General features: G+C 41.7%; 18 protein-coding genes. 14 read left to right on the plus strand and 4 right to left on the minus strand.

What is annotated here, in order from left to right; translation table 11 throughout:
* The first annotated feature begins 13 nt into the window (after positions 1 to 13).
* Complete coding sequence (locus AC1DIV_RS05535; protein ID WP_340876950.1) at positions 14 to 721, plus strand: YrrS family protein; 708 nt, start codon at positions 14 to 16, stop codon at positions 719 to 721.
* Between the two features lie 71 nt (positions 722 to 792).
* Here AC1DIV_RS05535 and AC1DIV_RS05540 read toward each other — a convergent pair whose 3' ends face one another.
* Positions 793 to 1005, minus strand: coding sequence for a DUF2536 family protein (locus tag AC1DIV_RS05540; protein WP_323598439.1), 213 nt, complete (start codon positions 1003 to 1005; stop codon positions 793 to 795).
* Positions 1006 to 1159: 154 nt separating this feature from the next.
* On the opposite strand from AC1DIV_RS05540, the gene AC1DIV_RS05545 reads away from it, so the two are divergent.
* The 6 genes from AC1DIV_RS05545 to AC1DIV_RS05570 all read left to right on the plus strand — a co-directional run bounded on the left by AC1DIV_RS05545 (position 1160) and on the right by AC1DIV_RS05570 (position 5674).
* A complete protein-coding gene (locus AC1DIV_RS05545; protein ID WP_048682774.1) occupies positions 1160 to 1798 on the plus strand; it encodes a class I SAM-dependent DNA methyltransferase in 639 nt (212 codons plus the stop codon).
* A 16-nt stretch (positions 1799 to 1814) separates the two neighbouring features.
* Positions 1815 to 2510, plus strand: a complete 696-nt coding sequence (mtnN, locus tag AC1DIV_RS05550) for a 5'-methylthioadenosine/S-adenosylhomocysteine nucleosidase (protein ID WP_048682777.1) — start codon at positions 1815 to 1817, stop codon at positions 2508 to 2510.
* Between the two features lie 94 nt (positions 2511 to 2604).
* Positions 2605 to 3528 (plus strand): PLP-dependent cysteine synthase family protein, encoded by a 924-nt coding sequence (locus tag AC1DIV_RS05555; protein ID WP_477575934.1) that lies wholly within the window; start codon positions 2605 to 2607, stop codon positions 3526 to 3528.
* A gap of 1 nt (position 3529) precedes the next feature.
* Complete coding sequence (locus AC1DIV_RS05560) at positions 3530 to 4666, plus strand: bifunctional cystathionine gamma-lyase/homocysteine desulfhydrase (protein WP_034308604.1); 1137 nt, start codon at positions 3530 to 3532, stop codon at positions 4664 to 4666.
* A gap of 113 nt (positions 4667 to 4779) precedes the next feature.
* Positions 4780 to 5046 carry a YrhC family protein gene (locus tag AC1DIV_RS05565; RefSeq protein ID WP_034308601.1) on the plus strand — a complete coding sequence of 89 codons (267 nt, stop codon included), beginning with the start codon at positions 4780 to 4782 and terminating at the stop codon, positions 5044 to 5046.
* Between the two features lie 487 nt (positions 5047 to 5533).
* Positions 5534 to 5674, plus strand: a complete 141-nt coding sequence (locus AC1DIV_RS05570; RefSeq protein ID WP_072273247.1) for a YrzI family small protein — start codon at positions 5534 to 5536, stop codon at positions 5672 to 5674.
* Between the two features lie 284 nt (positions 5675 to 5958).
* Here AC1DIV_RS05570 and AC1DIV_RS05575 read toward each other — a convergent pair whose 3' ends face one another.
* The gene (locus tag AC1DIV_RS05575; protein ID WP_048682791.1) at positions 5959 to 6147 is read right to left on the minus strand and encodes a hypothetical protein; all 189 of its coding nucleotides are present in this window, start codon (positions 6145 to 6147) and stop codon (positions 5959 to 5961) included.
* A 191-nt stretch (positions 6148 to 6338) separates the two neighbouring features.
* Between AC1DIV_RS05575 and sigK the strand changes: the two genes are divergently transcribed.
* Complete coding sequence (gene sigK, locus AC1DIV_RS05580) at positions 6339 to 7061, plus strand: RNA polymerase sporulation sigma factor SigK (RefSeq protein ID WP_048682796.1); 723 nt, start codon at positions 6339 to 6341, stop codon at positions 7059 to 7061.
* Positions 7062 to 7713: 652 nt separating this feature from the next.
* Positions 7714 to 9504, plus strand: a complete 1791-nt coding sequence (locus AC1DIV_RS05585) for a M3 family oligoendopeptidase (RefSeq protein ID WP_477575935.1) — start codon at positions 7714 to 7716, stop codon at positions 9502 to 9504.
* A gap of 64 nt (positions 9505 to 9568) precedes the next feature.
* Here the strand turns inward: AC1DIV_RS05585 and pssA are convergent, their stop codons facing one another.
* Positions 9569 to 10108: a CDP-diacylglycerol--serine O-phosphatidyltransferase gene (gene pssA / locus AC1DIV_RS05590; RefSeq protein WP_340876947.1), complete on the minus strand. Its 540-nt coding sequence runs from the start codon at positions 10106 to 10108 to the stop codon at positions 9569 to 9571.
* Between the two features lie 145 nt (positions 10109 to 10253).
* On the opposite strand from pssA, the gene AC1DIV_RS05595 reads away from it, so the two are divergent.
* Positions 10254 to 11039: a phosphatidylserine decarboxylase gene (locus tag AC1DIV_RS05595; protein ID WP_048682810.1), complete on the plus strand. Its 786-nt coding sequence runs from the start codon at positions 10254 to 10256 to the stop codon at positions 11037 to 11039.
* A 52-nt stretch (positions 11040 to 11091) separates the two neighbouring features.
* Here AC1DIV_RS05595 and AC1DIV_RS05600 read toward each other — a convergent pair whose 3' ends face one another.
* Complete coding sequence (locus tag AC1DIV_RS05600; RefSeq protein ID WP_285856448.1) at positions 11092 to 11232, minus strand: sporulation histidine kinase inhibitor Sda; 141 nt, start codon at positions 11230 to 11232, stop codon at positions 11092 to 11094.
* A 466-nt stretch (positions 11233 to 11698) separates the two neighbouring features.
* On the opposite strand from AC1DIV_RS05600, the gene AC1DIV_RS05605 reads away from it, so the two are divergent.
* The 4 genes from AC1DIV_RS05605 to yhbY are packed head-to-tail and all read left to right on the plus strand — an operon-like array spanning position 11699 to position 14473.
* The gene (locus AC1DIV_RS05605; RefSeq protein ID WP_034308582.1) at positions 11699 to 12220 is read left to right on the plus strand and encodes a YqeG family HAD IIIA-type phosphatase; all 522 of its coding nucleotides are present in this window, start codon (positions 11699 to 11701) and stop codon (positions 12218 to 12220) included.
* The gene (gene yqeH / locus AC1DIV_RS05610) at positions 12217 to 13326 is read left to right on the plus strand and encodes a ribosome biogenesis GTPase YqeH (protein ID WP_222619913.1); all 1110 of its coding nucleotides are present in this window, start codon (positions 12217 to 12219) and stop codon (positions 13324 to 13326) included. The genes AC1DIV_RS05605 and yqeH overlap by 4 nt, the downstream gene beginning before the upstream one ends.
* A gap of 20 nt (positions 13327 to 13346) precedes the next feature.
* Positions 13347 to 14189 carry a shikimate dehydrogenase gene (aroE, locus tag AC1DIV_RS05615; protein ID WP_063590586.1) on the plus strand — a complete coding sequence of 281 codons (843 nt, stop codon included), beginning with the start codon at positions 13347 to 13349 and terminating at the stop codon, positions 14187 to 14189.
* Positions 14183 to 14473 (plus strand): ribosome assembly RNA-binding protein YhbY, encoded by a 291-nt coding sequence (gene yhbY / locus AC1DIV_RS05620; RefSeq protein WP_034308574.1) that lies wholly within the window; start codon positions 14183 to 14185, stop codon positions 14471 to 14473. The genes aroE and yhbY overlap by 7 nt, the downstream gene beginning before the upstream one ends.
* Positions 14474 to 14484: the final 11 nt, after the last annotated feature.

The following is a 14484-nucleotide window of genomic DNA, read 5'->3' on the forward strand; positions in this document are numbered from 1 at the left end:
GGAGGAATGGACCTTGGGCTCACGTTTCAATCAGAGAGATCAAAAAAGAAAAGTAAATAAAATATATAATATTGCAATCACCATCGTTTCCATCTTAATCGTCATTGTCGCAGTCTCGATTTTCTTAAGTGATGATGGCACCGATTCAAAAAAAGCCACGACTGAACCAAAGCAAGTCGCCGAGACAGAAAAAGGGAAAGTAGTGGACAAACCTTCTGGCAAAGAGGAAGAAACGGATTCAGAGAAGGAAGACGCAGTAGGTGATAGTGAAGCAAAAGAAGAAGATGCCGAAAAAGAAGATAGTAAAGCAACAGAGGAAGATGCAGAAGAGAAGGCTGAAGATGATGCAAATCCAGAAAAAGCAGGAGATGCCGAACTTGTGGAAGTGGAAGGCAGCGGCGATGGCAATGTTGCGTCTACATATACAAGTGAGAGTTGGAAACCAGTAGGAACGGAGCAATCCGGGGAGCACACTACCAGCTTCGAAAAGGGCTCGGTCGATTGGAATGAAATGAGTAAAGCGATAGCAAGCGGAGCTGGAATCGATGAAGGCAACATGAAGCTATGGTGGCTGCAAAACGGCGGTTCGTCGACCACGGCAATCGGTACGGTTTCTGAAGGAGACAACCCTAAAACCTTCCGGGTTTATATTGAATGGGTGGACGGATCAGGTTGGAAACCTGTAAAAGTCGAAGAGCTGAAGACAAACGATAAAAGGTAATGTTCAGAAAAAATGTATAAATGAAAAAACCCCCGAAAGGAATTCCGCTTTTCGGGGGTTTTTCATGGTGATCATTTTTTAGCTTTAAAGTGGACGACTGCACTATAAAAACGTCTGCCTTCTTCACTTACATACATTTGGTGGGACACGGATTCCACCTGGAGCATGATCGCTTTATTGATTTCAATTTGTGATTGGATTTTTTCTTCAAGATTTTTGATGCTTTCTGCCTCGAAAAATTCTATTTTATCTTCGAATAAGTTTAAGTCTAGTTGAAAACCCATGACTGTTCCCCTCCAACATTCAGATACTGTTAGTTTACCACCATTTTGTCCGAATCTGAACCTAATGAATTTGCCTAAAAACAAGAACTGTTTCTCTGTTTATTTCATATTATGCTTATAGGTTTTATTATCTTATTATAAAAGGTGATTAAAAATGGGCAGAGAATTTATCGATTTATTTGAAGAATGGTCGAAATCGTATGATGATACGGTTGGTGGACACGATATTGAGTATCAAGAGGTTTTTAAACATTATGATGGCATATTGGACAGCGTCACAGATCGGGCTTTTGGTCATGTGCTGGAGTTCGGAGTGGGTACCGGGAATTTGACGGAAAGACTTTTGAAGAAGGGCCTAAAGGTATCGGGAATAGAACCTTCACCTGCGATGAGGGAAATAGCGGTAAGCAAGCTGAGCGGAAAAACGGAAATTGTAGATGGCGATTTTATTGATTTTCCGAAGCCGGACCAGGTTGATTCGATCGTGAGTACGTACGCGTTTCATCATTTAACCGATGAAGAAAAAGAAAAAGCGATAGCCAACTATGGAAAGTTACTGAATACTGGTGGTAAAATAGTGTTTGCTGATACAATGTATCAATCAAAGGAAGCGCATGAACGAGCGATTCAAGATGCAAGGCAGGCGGGCTTTCATAATTTGGCGAACGATTTGCAAACGGAATATTATACTACTATTCCTTTTTTGGAAAAAGTGCTTGAAGCAAATGGATATAAAGTGAACTTCGAGCGCTGCAATCAATTCGTCTGGATCATGGAGGCGGAAAAATTATAGGAAGAGGTTTTTACTAATGAAGGTAGCCATAATCGGAGCAATGGAAGAAGAAGTTACGATTTTACGTGATAAATTGGAAGGGTTGGAGCAGGTGACCATTGCCGGTTCCGAGTTCAATACAGGCACACTGAATGGTATCGAGGTCATTTTACTTAAATCGGGTATCGGTAAAGTGAATGCGGCAATGTCCACTGCAATCCTGTTAGAAAAATTCAAACCGGATGCAGTCATCAATACTGGCTCTGCCGGCGGTTATCATCCAGAACTGAATGTAGGGGATGTGGTCATATCCACGGAAGTACGGCACCATGATGTCGATGTGACGATTTTTGGATATGAATACGGTCAAGTCCCTCAGCTGCCTGCAGCTTTCACACCGGATGAAAAGCTTTTTGCAATCGCAGAAGAAGCAGCAAAAGAAATCGAGGATATACAAGTGGCGAAAGGATTGATCGTGACGGGGGATTCTTTCATGAATGATCCTGACAGGGTTGAATTCGTCAGAGGGAAATTCTCTGATTTATACGCGGTGGAAATGGAAGCGGCAGCCATTGCACAGGTAGCCTTCCAATTCAAAACACCGTTTGTCATCATTCGTTCCCTTTCGGATATCGCAGGTAAGGAGTCCAATATTTCCTTTGATAAATTCCTGGAAACTGCGGCTCTTCATTCAGCGGCACTGATTTTGAAAATGGTTGAAAAAATGAAATGAATGGTAAGTGATCAGCGGAAGCTTTTCTGCTGATCATTCTTTATTGCATAATCCTCATTAAATTGGTAGGATAACTATGAAAGGATGTCCGAATATGAAAGTCTTTAAAAACATTCATGAGTTGATAGGGGAAACGCCGATGATGGAAATCACCCATTTCCCGCTACCGGATGAAGTCCGTATCTTTGCCAAACTGGAATACTTCAATCCGGGAGGCAGTGTGAAGGATCGGCTTGGCCAAGAACTGTTAGCCAAAGCGCTTCAGACAGGGAAGGTGAAAAAGGGCGGGACGATCATCGAACCGACTGCCGGGAATACCGGGATTGGCTTGGCGTTGGCTGCGATAAACAGTGGAGTGGACGTGATATTTTGCGTTCCGGAGAAATTCAGTACCGAGAAACAGGAATTGATGCGTGCCCTTGGAGCGAATGTGATCCAAACCCCGACAGAGGAAGGGATGACAGGAGCAATCGCCAAGGCTAAGGCGCTGCTGGCTGAAATACCGGGATCATATTGTCCCCAGCAGTTCGCCAACCCATCCAATCCTGATGCCTATTATAAAACGCTGGGACCTGAAATATGGGAACAGATGGAAGGCGATGTGGATGTGTTTGTTGCCGGAGCCGGAACGGGCGGGACATTCATGGGAACATCGCGATATTTGAAAGAAAAGAACGCTACTGTCAAAACGGTCATTGTCGAACCGGAAGGATCGATTTTAAACGGCGGAAAAGCCGGACCCCATAAAACAGAGGGGATCGGGATGGAATTCTTACCTGCCTATATGGATGAAACGTATTTTGACCAAATCCATACGATAAGCGATCATGACGCTTTCGATATGGTAAAGGAATTGGCGATTAAAGAAGGCCTTCTTGTCGGCAGTTCTTCAGGTGCGGCATTTGCAGCGGCCATGAAAGAAGCGGCCAAGGCTTCCCCGGGGGCGAATATCGTCGTCATATTTCCGGATTCAAGTGAACGTTACTTAAGTAAAAAAATTTATCAGGGAGGAATGTAAAATGAGAAAAAAAACACAATTGATCCATGGCGGCATTTTTGGTGATGAACAAACAGGGGCGGTTTCGGTGCCGATTTATCAAGTGAGCACCTATAAACAGGATGGTCCGGGAAATCATCGGGGCTATGAATATTCCCGTACAGGCAACCCGACCCGCCATGCCCTCGAAGAATTGATCAAGGATCTCGAGGAAGGAAAAAGAGGTTTCGCCTTCGGATCAGGAATGGCAGCGATGACTGCGGTTATGATGCTGTTCAGTCATGGTGATCATGTATTGATGACAGATGATGTTTATGGAGGTTCTTTCCGGGTCATCACTAAAGTGCTTAACCGCTTCGGGGTGGAAGCTACTTTCATCAATACGAGTGACATACACTCGATCGAAAAAGAGATAAAGGACAATACGAAAGCACTGTTCATTGAAACTCCGACGAATCCATTATTGAAAATCACCGATTTGGAAGAAGTATCAAAAATAGCTAAAGAAAACGGCATCCTCACCATTGTGGATAATACCTTCAGTACGCCATACTGGCAAAATCCGCTTTCACTTGGAGCCGATATCGTGCTTCATAGCGCAACGAAGTATCTAGGGGGACACAGCGATGTTGTAGCGGGTCTTGTCGTGGTGAATGATGAAAAGATTGGCAATGACCTTCATTTCATCCAAAACTCCACAGGAGGCGTGCTAGGGCCCCAGGATTCATGGTTGCTGATGCGAGGCATTAAAACGCTGGGAATCAGGATGGAAGAACATGAAAAAAATACATCTCAAATCGTTCGTTTCCTATCCGGGCATGAAGGCGTTTCGAAAATCTATTACCCAGGTCTTGAAAACCACCCAAATCATGATATTGCCAAAAAACAATCGCGTGGATTCGGCGGTATGGTTTCATTTGATGTCGGGAGTGCGGAAAAGGCCGAGTCCGTTTTGAACAAAGTGAGATACTTTACACTTGCGGAAAGTCTGGGGGCAGTGGAGAGCTTGATTTCCATTCCGGCTTTGATGACACACGCTTCCATTCCGGCTGAGCGTCGTGCAGAACTTGGGATAACGGATGGGTTGATTCGTATTTCAGTAGGTCTGGAAGATGTTGAAGACTTATTGGAAGACTTGGAACAAGCGCTGCAAGGATAATCGTTTAGGGACCGCTTCATTGCTGACTGCCATTATTTACACCCTGTCATTTGGAATAAATATGGTAGAATGAGATATCGATATCTTATTAGCTTGAAAGAAGGTGGAATGGCATGAAAAACCGCAAAAAACAAACGGCGGCAATGCTGCGTTCGAAAATGGTCGATTTTAAACAATTTGCGATCACTTTGTTATGTGTGGGTTCGTTCTTCTATATAGGAACCATCCTTCCCACTGGCGACAAAGCGATGATTGACACATATGTCTATATGGGAGCGACAATCATGTTCCTGGGCATATCCATAGTATTTTTCTCATTATCAAAAAAATATAAGAAGATCTTGGCCGAAATGGATGACCAGGACACTTTACAACAATAGAAGCAAACCTGATTCTTTAAAGGAATCAGGTTTTTTTATTTTTCAAGTGTTGTATCCCATTAAGGGGCAGATTTAACATACAAATTACCTCCTTTAGGTAATAATAGCTCATGAAAATGGGTAGAAAGATTGAAATTTTCAAATAAATAGGCAAAAGCCGTTTACAAATATCGAATTTGTGGATATACTTACCAAGTAATAAAAAATATTCCAAAGGAGGTCGAAGAAAATGACATTGTATCTACATGGAGTCGTCGCAATCAGCCGGTCCGTTTCAAATGACAATCACATAACATTCGACCTGTGCCAAGCGGAATATTTCTAAAGCAATTTGGCTTTATTAATCATTCAGACATAGCGGCCGCAGGGAGAAGTGTTTTATCCTGCGGTCTTTTTATATTCTCTAAAAAAGCCCGCAGGAGGACGTAACTTTCTGCGGCCTTTTTATGCCTTTTTGTTGGGCCGCTCCCTTAAAGGAGGTGATATTATGACACTGAATATGCTTTTTTTCACAATCACGATTAAAATGAAAAAAATGACTGCCGAGGAATGTTTGCAACAGGAGAGAATCCACAAGATTCGAGAAGAACATCTAGATAAAGCGATGAAGCATCGTCCTTTTTTCTAAAAACATATGAGGTAGGTATTCCGTTTATAAAAAAATTAAAGAAAGGTGGAGGTTAATATGTTGAACTTGTTTTACGTAAAAGGAGAGAAGCGTTGCTATTGGCAGGAGAAGGATACCGGCTAACGGATTTGCAGGTGCATGGCCAGCATTGTCATGGTTTGTATGTATTGAAGAGATGTTGATCAAGATGGTCATGACGCTGATCAACTCGAAACGGCAACGTTAGATATAAATAGGTAAAATGGGAAAACTCGGCCCTCGGGCCGAGTTTTTCTTTGCCTGAATCAGCAGCACGGACCTGATCCTCCATAACCAAATCCACATCCCGGCAACCACCAAAACCCGAAAATGAGCAATAAAATCAGGAGGACAATGAACAGGCCATAACCAAAGCCGTAACCGGACCCTGCATAACAAGGCGCAGGAGCCGGATAACCATAGCTGCATCCGTATGGTCCGTAGTTATATCCCATCGAAAAAACCCCCTTTCCCTAAAAAATTCCCTATCATTATATGAACATTTGCCTTCGTTCGTTTGTGAATTTCATCCAGGCTGGTTTGAACATTTAACACTTTCGTGATTTCTTTTGGTGGGACAGACACGAACAAGCCCACCGTTGCATAGGTATGAATAGGGAAACCAAAGAAACGGGGGATGAAGCCAATGCCCGGAATACTTACAGTTGTCGGTTATATTATCAAAGAATTTTACTTATTTGTTTCCTATGTGAAAAATAATGCTTTTCCCCAGCCCTTGTCATCTCAGGATGAAAAGAGATATCTGAAGCTTATGAGTGAAGGGGACGGTGATGCCCGCAACATCCTGATTGAACATAATCTCAGGCTTGTTGCCCATATCGTCAAGAAATTCGAGAATACGGGCGAGGATACAGAGGATTTGATTTCGATTGGGACTATTGGTTTGATAAAGGCCATTGAGAGTTATTCGGATGGTAAGGGTACGAAGCTTGCCACATATGCGGCGCGATGCATTGAGAATGAGATCTTGATGCATTTACGTGCGACAAAGAAAACGAAGAAAGATATTTCCCTGCATGATCCGATCGGTCAGGATAAAGAAGGTAATGAAATCAGTTTAATCGATGTACTGAAATCGGAATCGGAAGATGTCATCGATACGATTCAGCTCAATATGGAAATTGAAAAAGTGAAAAAGTATATTGATATTTTGGATGAACGCGAAAAGGAAGTCATTGTAGGCAGGTTTGGACTGGATTTGAAAAAGGAGAAAACCCAGAGGGAAATCGCTAAAGAGCTTGGCATTTCCCGCAGTTATGTATCAAGGATCGAAAAACGTGCTTTGATGAAGATGTTCCATGAATTTTACAGGGCAGAAAAAGAGAAGGAAAAGAAAGCTAAAGGATAGGAATGGTAAACAAAGAGAGTGCGGGGAAATTCCCCACACTCTTTTTTTAATATTTATTTCTGATCAAATCCGTAAATGCATGATAAATCTCGATTCCCTGAAAAAGGAACAGACGTGAAGCGGTTAAAGAAAAGACCCCTATCATAATTAGTCGAAACCACATATGAATCACTCCTCCATTTTATTTTTTATAAAATGTCAGAGCGAGAGGCTACGTAATTCGCCTGATAAAAAACGGGACTGAGATATCGTCGTCGAAGATTCGAGTGAAAATAAAGAAAGCCCAAAATGGAAAATTCGAAAATGAGTATTACGATAAGTGACTGCCATGAACTAAAGGACGGCACGAAAGGCTGTTTCTTGTCGGCCTTATCCCAATGGTGAACATCGGTATGTTCTTCAATGGTTAGCTGCTGTGCATGATGGTGGAACTGTACGGGCAGTGTCCAAAGGAGCAGGATGATGGCAGACATGTGAATAAAGAATTTCATATGAATCAACCACCCCTTTCCCAAGAATATATTCATCATAACATGCTTTTAATCTGGGATATAGAAAAATGTTCTGAAAGATACTGAAAATTCCTTTTAGTTAGAAAAATATTGAATGAACCTCTATAATGGGGTTAGTGATAAAAAGGGGGCAATTTAGTATGGGATATTCTTTGACGTGGGATTTGGATATCTTTTTTAAAGGAGGAAGCTCTTCCATTGAGTTCCTGACTTTTTTAGATGAAATCAACGAAGAGGTAAAAGATTTAGACCGGCTTGTAAGCAATATCAATCCAGAAGGAAATGATGAAAGCAGTTTAATCCAGGCATTTGATCTTTATAAAAATACAAATATGAAATCTTCCCAGGCAAGTGCTTTCATTGGATGCCTGGAAGCTCAAAATGCGCAGGATAAAAAGGCTGGTCAGCTGCGGATCAAACAAATGAAGATAGTCGCTTCACTAAAAATGGTGTTAAGCAAGCTGGATGAAAAGTTGATACAGCAAGATGATGCATTTTTTGAAAAAATCCTCGAAAAAGAACCATTGAATGAATTGAAATTCGTATTGAATGAACGTCGGGAAAAGGCAAAGGAAAAGCTTTCCGTGAAGGAAGAAGCATTAATCACCCAATTGGCCATGGACGGTTTCGAAGGTTGGAGCCAAATGTATGATACGATCGTCGGTTCAATGACCATCCCTTATAAGGGTGAAAAGCTTTCTGTAGGCCAAGCGGCGAATAAATTTTCCGATCCTGATGAAAGGGCCCGGAAAGAATTATTTACTGCGTGGGAACAGGCTTGGGAGGAAAAAAGTGACCTGTTCGCCCGGACTTTGAACCACTTGGCTGGCTTCCGTCTCAGTGTGAATGAAAAAAGGGGCTGGGATGATATTTTGAAAGAGCCTCTAGAAATAGGAAGGATGAAAAAAGAAACCCTCGAAAGCATGTGGAATGTAATTGCCGATCATAAAGAGCCGCTTGTGAGGTTTTTAAAAAGGAAAGCGGAGTTACTGGATTTGGATAAATTAAGTTGGGCGGATTTGGATGCACCGCTAGCTGTTACGGCTGAATCCAAAGTAATGGATTATCAAGAAGGTGCAGACTTCATCATCCAGCAATTCGCTAAGTTCGGCTCTCAATTAGCGAACTTCACCAAAAAAGCTTTTGAAGACAGCTGGATTGAAGCTGAGGACAGACCAGGTAAGAGACCAGGCGGTTTTTGCACCGGCTTTCCATTAAATAAGCAGTCAAGAATTTTCATGACGTATTCGGGCACACCGTCCAATGTATCGACATTGGCTCATGAATTGGGTCATGCATTCCATTCTTATGCGATGAGGGATATCCATCCATTGAATCGGTCTTATGCAATGAATGTGGCGGAAACCGCCTCCACTTTTGCTGAAATGATCGTAGCGGATGCAGCTGTTAAGGAAGCAGCCAGTGAGGAAGAAAAGCTGGTGCTTTTAGAAGATAAAATTCAGCGTTCCGTGGCATTATTGATGAATATCCATGCCCGCTACTTATTCGAAACTAGGTTTTATGACGAGAGGAAGCAAGGATATGTCAGTGCCGAACGGTTGAATGAACTGATGGTCGATGCACAAAAAGAAGCTTATGGCGATGCTTTAAGTGATTATAATCCAACGTTCTGGGCTTCAAAGCTCCATTTTTATATTACAGGTGTACCATTTTATAATTTTCCGTACACATTCGGTTACTTATTCTCATTAGGCATATACGCGAATGCCCTGAAAGAACCTGCAGGTTTCGAAGAAAAATATATCGCTCTATTAAAGGATACCGGTTCCATGAAGGTCGAGGATTTGGCGGAGAAACATTTAGGCGTCGATTTAAAGACCCGGGATTTTTGGGAAGAAGCGGTCAATGCCTGTATGGAGGATGTAGAAGAATTCATGCGTTTGACCGACCCATTAGTCCGAAAAGCATAAGATGGGTTTAGGCTGGAATAGGAACAAAAAAGCGGATGTCCGGTCTAGGACATCCGCTTTCTTATTAAACTTTCCTCAGTTTAAATGGACTGACCATAAGTAATGATAATATAATCATGAGGGATAAGAAAAAGACCGGATGGAAATACGGGATGGCTAGATAACTTAAAGTAGCGATGCAGCCCGCAACCGTAATGGGCACTCCTGTAAAATATCCATTGCTTTCACTTATATTGAAGCGGGCGAGACGAAACGCGCCACAGCCAATATAGAAAACCGTGAAGAGTGTGCCAGGTGCTCCGAATTCTATCAATATTCCTTGGTATAATAATAGAGCCGGTGCGACGCCAAAGGATATGATGTCACACATGGAATCAAGTTGCTTACCCAATTCCGATTCAATGTTGAATTTCCGTGCAACCATACCGTCAAAGCGATCTGCAAGGGCAGCCAGGAAGATTAAAAGCAAGCTTAAATTCAATTGGCCGTTCATCACGGCAATTATCGCAAATCCACCAAGGGATAAATTAATTAAGGTAAGTATATTTGCTGTTTGTGCTTTCACTTTTTTAATGGTTTGATCTAGGGCGTGTAATAAAAACATCTTTTCACTCCTTTCAAATGAAACAAATTAAAACAAAATATAGTAAACATAAGTATTTATTATATAATAATATTTTATTTAATACAATTTATGCAAGGGAATTTTAGAATAATTTTACAATTTTACAATTTGGAGTGGTTATATTTTGTTTCAGTCTTTGTATCGCGTTCTTATTGAACTTACGAATGGTCAGTATTCATCAGGTTTATTAAAACACTTTAGCCAATCTCGTTGGAGCAGGCCCTTAATATTACTTTATGTAAAAACATTCAACCTTAATCAACAGGAATTTGGTAAGGAGTTAAAAGCATATACCAATTTGCACGAGCTATTTACAAGGCAGTTAAAGGCTGACGCGAGGCCAATTACGGCAGTTCCGTCTGCGGTAGCTTGTCCCGTGGACGGTGTACTTGAGGACTCAGGGGAGATACGCGCTGATAAAAAGATCGTCGTTAAGGGAAAGGTATATTCAATGGAGGAAATGCTCGGGGATGAGCTTTTATTGGAAAAGTACTTAGGCGGCAAATATCTCGTGTTATACTTAAGCCCGAGTCATTACCATAGGATCCATGCGCCAATCAAGGGTTCCGTGGTCAAACGATGGACGCTTGGAAGGAAATCATACCCCGTTAATAAATGGGGGATGAAATATGGAAAAGAGCCTTTATCAAAAAATTACCGGACAATAACTGAACTTCAAAATGAGGCGGGAAATCTGGCAATGGTGAAAGTCGGGGCCATGTTCATAAATTCGATCGTCATTACTGATGATTCGGATGAATTGGAAAAAGGGCAGGAGTTTTCTTATTTCAGCTTTGGGTCCACAGTTGTGCTTCTTTTTGAAAAAGGAAGCTTTGAACTTGAAGGAAACATATCCATTCCCGCAGATGTCCGTGTAGGTGAAACAATCGGATTCATGAGAGCCGTCTAACTTCAAATGAAAATAAGAGGCTGACATTTGATGTCAGCCTATGTATTACATATTAAAATATGGCTCGGATTTTATGTGTTAGGGACCTTCGATGAATTTCCGTTTCTATGAGGCGGATGAAATCGGTACTCAACTTTAAATTCTGTGCTTTAAAATAGGATTCAAGCAACAGGTCATCAGATAGTTTTTGCATCAGAACGCCACTTATGGGCTGCTCACCTCCTGTAGGGATTGCGGGGAATAATTTGGTGTTTACTTGCATATATTGATAAGTCTTCCTTGATGTACCCCTACTGTATCAGAAATAAACGTGGAGAACAATCGTTCTGTTATCCACAGTAAAAAGTGGATAACCTGTGGTTAAGTTGTTTACAAGGTGAACGAAATGGTGCCCATCAGTATGGAAAATGTTAGTAAAGTTATCCACAGGTTGAATAAATGAAATTTTTGTCGAAATCTTTTATGAATAATTAGTTCTTTGGTTCTGGTCTGCCTGCAAATTTCCCATTATTTAATGAAAAATGCCTTTCCATATCAGAAAACATACATTATGATGTTTCTTTACCGTCAGCCATTCTTTCCTAATTTTTTTTGAAAGTGGGCTGAAAATTCGATATGATGGAAACGGTAAATTTTAATGAAAATATAGAGGTGCCAATATGCTTAAATTATTTTTGCCGAGTGAACATGTTAAAAGCATTTTTAATATAGATCCTCAAGAATTGAAAAAAAGAGGGATTAAGGGCGTCATTACCGATTTGGATAATACACTCGTTGAATGGGACAGGCCGACTGCCACCCCCGATTTAATCAAATGGTTCGACAATATGCGGGATCATGGGATTTTAGTTACGATTGTGTCCAATAATAATGAAAATCGGGTTCGGGCTTTTTCCGATCCGCTTCACATTCCGTTTATCTTCCAGGCCAGAAAACCGATGGCAAGGGCTTTCCATAAAGCCCGTAAGACAATGGGGTTGAAATTAGAAGAAACGGTGGTAATCGGCGATCAGTTATTGACGGATGTATTGGGAGGGAACAGAGGCGGGTTTCATACGATCTTAGTGGTCCCTGTCGCACAGACCGACGAATTCAGAACAAGGATCAATCGTTATTTTGAAAGAAAGATCATGGCGTTTTTTAAACGAAAAGGAATGATAGAATGGGAGGATCACAATTGAACAATCATCAAGAATTAGTGTGCATCGGCTGCGGTGTGAAGGTCCAGACTGAAGATCCGAAGGAGTTGGGCTTTGCCCCTAAATCGGCTCTGGAAAAAGAGAGCATCGTTTGTCAGCGCTGCTTTAAATTGAAACATTATAACGAAGTTCAGGATGTATCCTTAACAGACGATGACTTCTTGAAAATCTTGAATAAAGTAGGCGAAACCGACTCTTTAATCGTCAAAATCGTCGATATTTTTGATTTCAATGGAAGCTGGCTGCCTGGCCTTCATCGATTTGTAGGAAGAAATGATGTTCTTCTGATCGGAAATAAGGTCGATCTATTGCCTAAATCGGTAAAACCGAACAAGTTGATCAATTGGATGAAGCAATCGTCCAAGGAATTGGGTCTTAACCCGATCGATGTCCTGCTTGTCAGTGCGGAAAAGGGAAAGCACATACTTGAAGCTGCTGATGCGATCGAGCGGTACCGCAGAGGAAAAGATGTCTATGTGGTGGGCTGTACGAATGTAGGGAAATCGACTTTCATCAACCGTCTTATAAAAGAAGTGAGCGGTGAAAGTGATATCATCACGACTTCCCACTTCCCTGGGACTACCTTGGATATGATTGAAATTCCTTTGGATGATGAACAGGCATTGATCGATACACCTGGAATCATTAATCATCATCAAATGGCTCACTATGTGGACAAACGGGACTTCAAGGTGATTATGCCGAAAAAGGAAATCAAGCCGAGAGTGTACCAACTGAATGAAGGGCAGACGCTATTTTTCGGAGGGTTGGCCAGGTTGGACTATGTCTCAGGCGGAAGGCGTTCATTGACTTGCTACCTTTCGAACGAATTGAATATTCACCGTACGAAACTGGAAAATGCCGATGAATTGTATAAAAACCATGCCGGGGAATTACTGACTCCCCCACGGCCGGAACAAATCGAGGAGTTTCCGAAGCTGATTCCACATGAATTTTCCTTGAAAGATGGTAAAATGGATATTGTGTTTTCTGGTCTTGGCTGGGTGACGGTCAATGAGCCAGGGGCGAAAATCGTTGCACATGTTCCAAAGGGCGTCAATGTGATCGTTCGCAAATCATTAATCTAAAAATAGGGGTCGTCTAGTCTATGAAAAAGATATATGGGGTAATGGGAGATCCAATTGCACATTCGATGTCACCGGACATTCATAATGATGCATTTGAAAAAGAAAATATAGAAGCGGTTTATCACCATTTTCATGTGACGAAAGAAGGTTTGAACGATGCCGTGAAAGGCATGAAAGCCCTTGGTATAGAAGGGTTTAACATCACGATCCCTCATAAGACTTCAATCATCCCTTTCCTTGATGAAGTGGATGAACTGGCCCTGGCAATCGGGGCTGTAAATACGGTTGTTAACAAAAATGGTCGGTTTATAGGGTATAATACAGACGGAAAAGGATTTTTTAAATCTTTATGCGATGAAATATCAGGTGACATCAAGGCTAAAAAAACGTTAGTGATCGGAGCGGGCGGTGCTGCGCGTGCGATTTATTTTACCCTCGTGAAAGAAGGGGTAAAGCAAGTTGATATTGCAAACCGGACAAAGGAAAGAGCGGCCCAGCTTGTTTCTGATTGCCCTTATGATAAAGTATCGAAGGCACTCTCGATTATCGAAGCGGAAGAAAGCTTATCACAATATGATTTAATCATCCAAACGACTTCTTCTGGAATGAGTCCTGAACTGGATCATTCGCCGTTAAAGGTCGACCAGCTTAAAACCGGTGCAATTGTCAGTGATATCATCTATAACCCTCTGCAAACCAAGCTGCTGCGTGAAGCTGGGGAAAAAGGGGCGGAAACGCAAAATGGTCTGGGAATGTTCATCAACCAGGCTGCGCTTGCATTTGAGATATGGACAGGCATTATGCCGGATACAGCAAGAATGACAGATATTGTCTTGAACAAACTAGGAGGTAACACATGTTAACAGGAAAACAAAAAAGATTTTTACGATCAAAGGCCCATCACCTCAATCCAATTTTTCAAGTTGGTAAAGGCGGAGTCAATGATAATCTCATCAAGCAAATTGGTGAGGCGCTTGAAGTACGTGAATTGATCAAGGTCAGCATCCTGCAAAACTGTGAAGAGGACCGCAATGATGTGGGGCTTACTTTATCAAAAGGTGCACGGGCGGAATTGGTTCAGATTATCGGCAACACAATTGTGCTGTATAAAGAATCAAAAGAAAACAAACAACTTAAATTACCTTAAGGAACCTATCT

The sequence above is a fragment of the Peribacillus sp. 05N428 genome, from assembly GCF_056397085.1.

Excerpts from the sequence above, each read along its gene's own strand:
- AC1DIV_RS05565 (WP_034308601.1), top strand. The coding sequence starts at position 4,780 with ATGAAAAACCGCAAAAAACAAACGGCGGCAATGCTGCGTTCGAAAATG.
- AC1DIV_RS05575 (WP_048682791.1), bottom strand. The coding sequence starts at position 6,147 with ATGGGATATAACTACGGACCATACGGATGCAGCTATGGTTATCCGGCT.
- AC1DIV_RS05545 (WP_048682774.1), top strand. The coding sequence starts at position 1,160 with ATGGGCAGAGAATTTATCGATTTATTTGAAGAATGGTCGAAATCGTAT.
- pssA (WP_340876947.1), bottom strand. The coding sequence starts at position 10,108 with ATGTTTTTATTACACGCCCTAGATCAAACCATTAAAAAAGTGAAAGCA.
- AC1DIV_RS05600 (WP_285856448.1), bottom strand. The coding sequence starts at position 11,232 with ATGCAAAAACTATCTGATGACCTGTTGCTTGAATCCTATTTTAAAGCA.
- sigK (WP_048682796.1), top strand. The coding sequence starts at position 6,339 with ATGCCCGGAATACTTACAGTTGTCGGTTATATTATCAAAGAATTTTAC.
- AC1DIV_RS05555 (WP_477575934.1), top strand. The coding sequence starts at position 2,605 with ATGAAAGTCTTTAAAAACATTCATGAGTTGATAGGGGAAACGCCGATG.
- AC1DIV_RS05605 (WP_034308582.1), top strand. The coding sequence starts at position 11,699 with ATGCTTAAATTATTTTTGCCGAGTGAACATGTTAAAAGCATTTTTAAT.
- AC1DIV_RS05540 (WP_323598439.1), bottom strand. The coding sequence starts at position 1,005 with ATGGGTTTTCAACTAGACTTAAACTTATTCGAAGATAAAATAGAATTT.
- AC1DIV_RS05570 (WP_072273247.1), top strand. The coding sequence starts at position 5,534 with ATGACACTGAATATGCTTTTTTTCACAATCACGATTAAAATGAAAAAA.
- mtnN (WP_048682777.1), top strand. The coding sequence starts at position 1,815 with ATGAAGGTAGCCATAATCGGAGCAATGGAAGAAGAAGTTACGATTTTA.
- AC1DIV_RS05560 (WP_034308604.1), top strand. The coding sequence starts at position 3,530 with ATGAGAAAAAAAACACAATTGATCCATGGCGGCATTTTTGGTGATGAA.
- yhbY (WP_034308574.1), top strand. The coding sequence starts at position 14,183 with ATGTTAACAGGAAAACAAAAAAGATTTTTACGATCAAAGGCCCATCAC.
- AC1DIV_RS05585 (WP_477575935.1), top strand. The coding sequence starts at position 7,714 with ATGGGATATTCTTTGACGTGGGATTTGGATATCTTTTTTAAAGGAGGA.
- aroE (WP_063590586.1), top strand. The coding sequence starts at position 13,347 with ATGAAAAAGATATATGGGGTAATGGGAGATCCAATTGCACATTCGATG.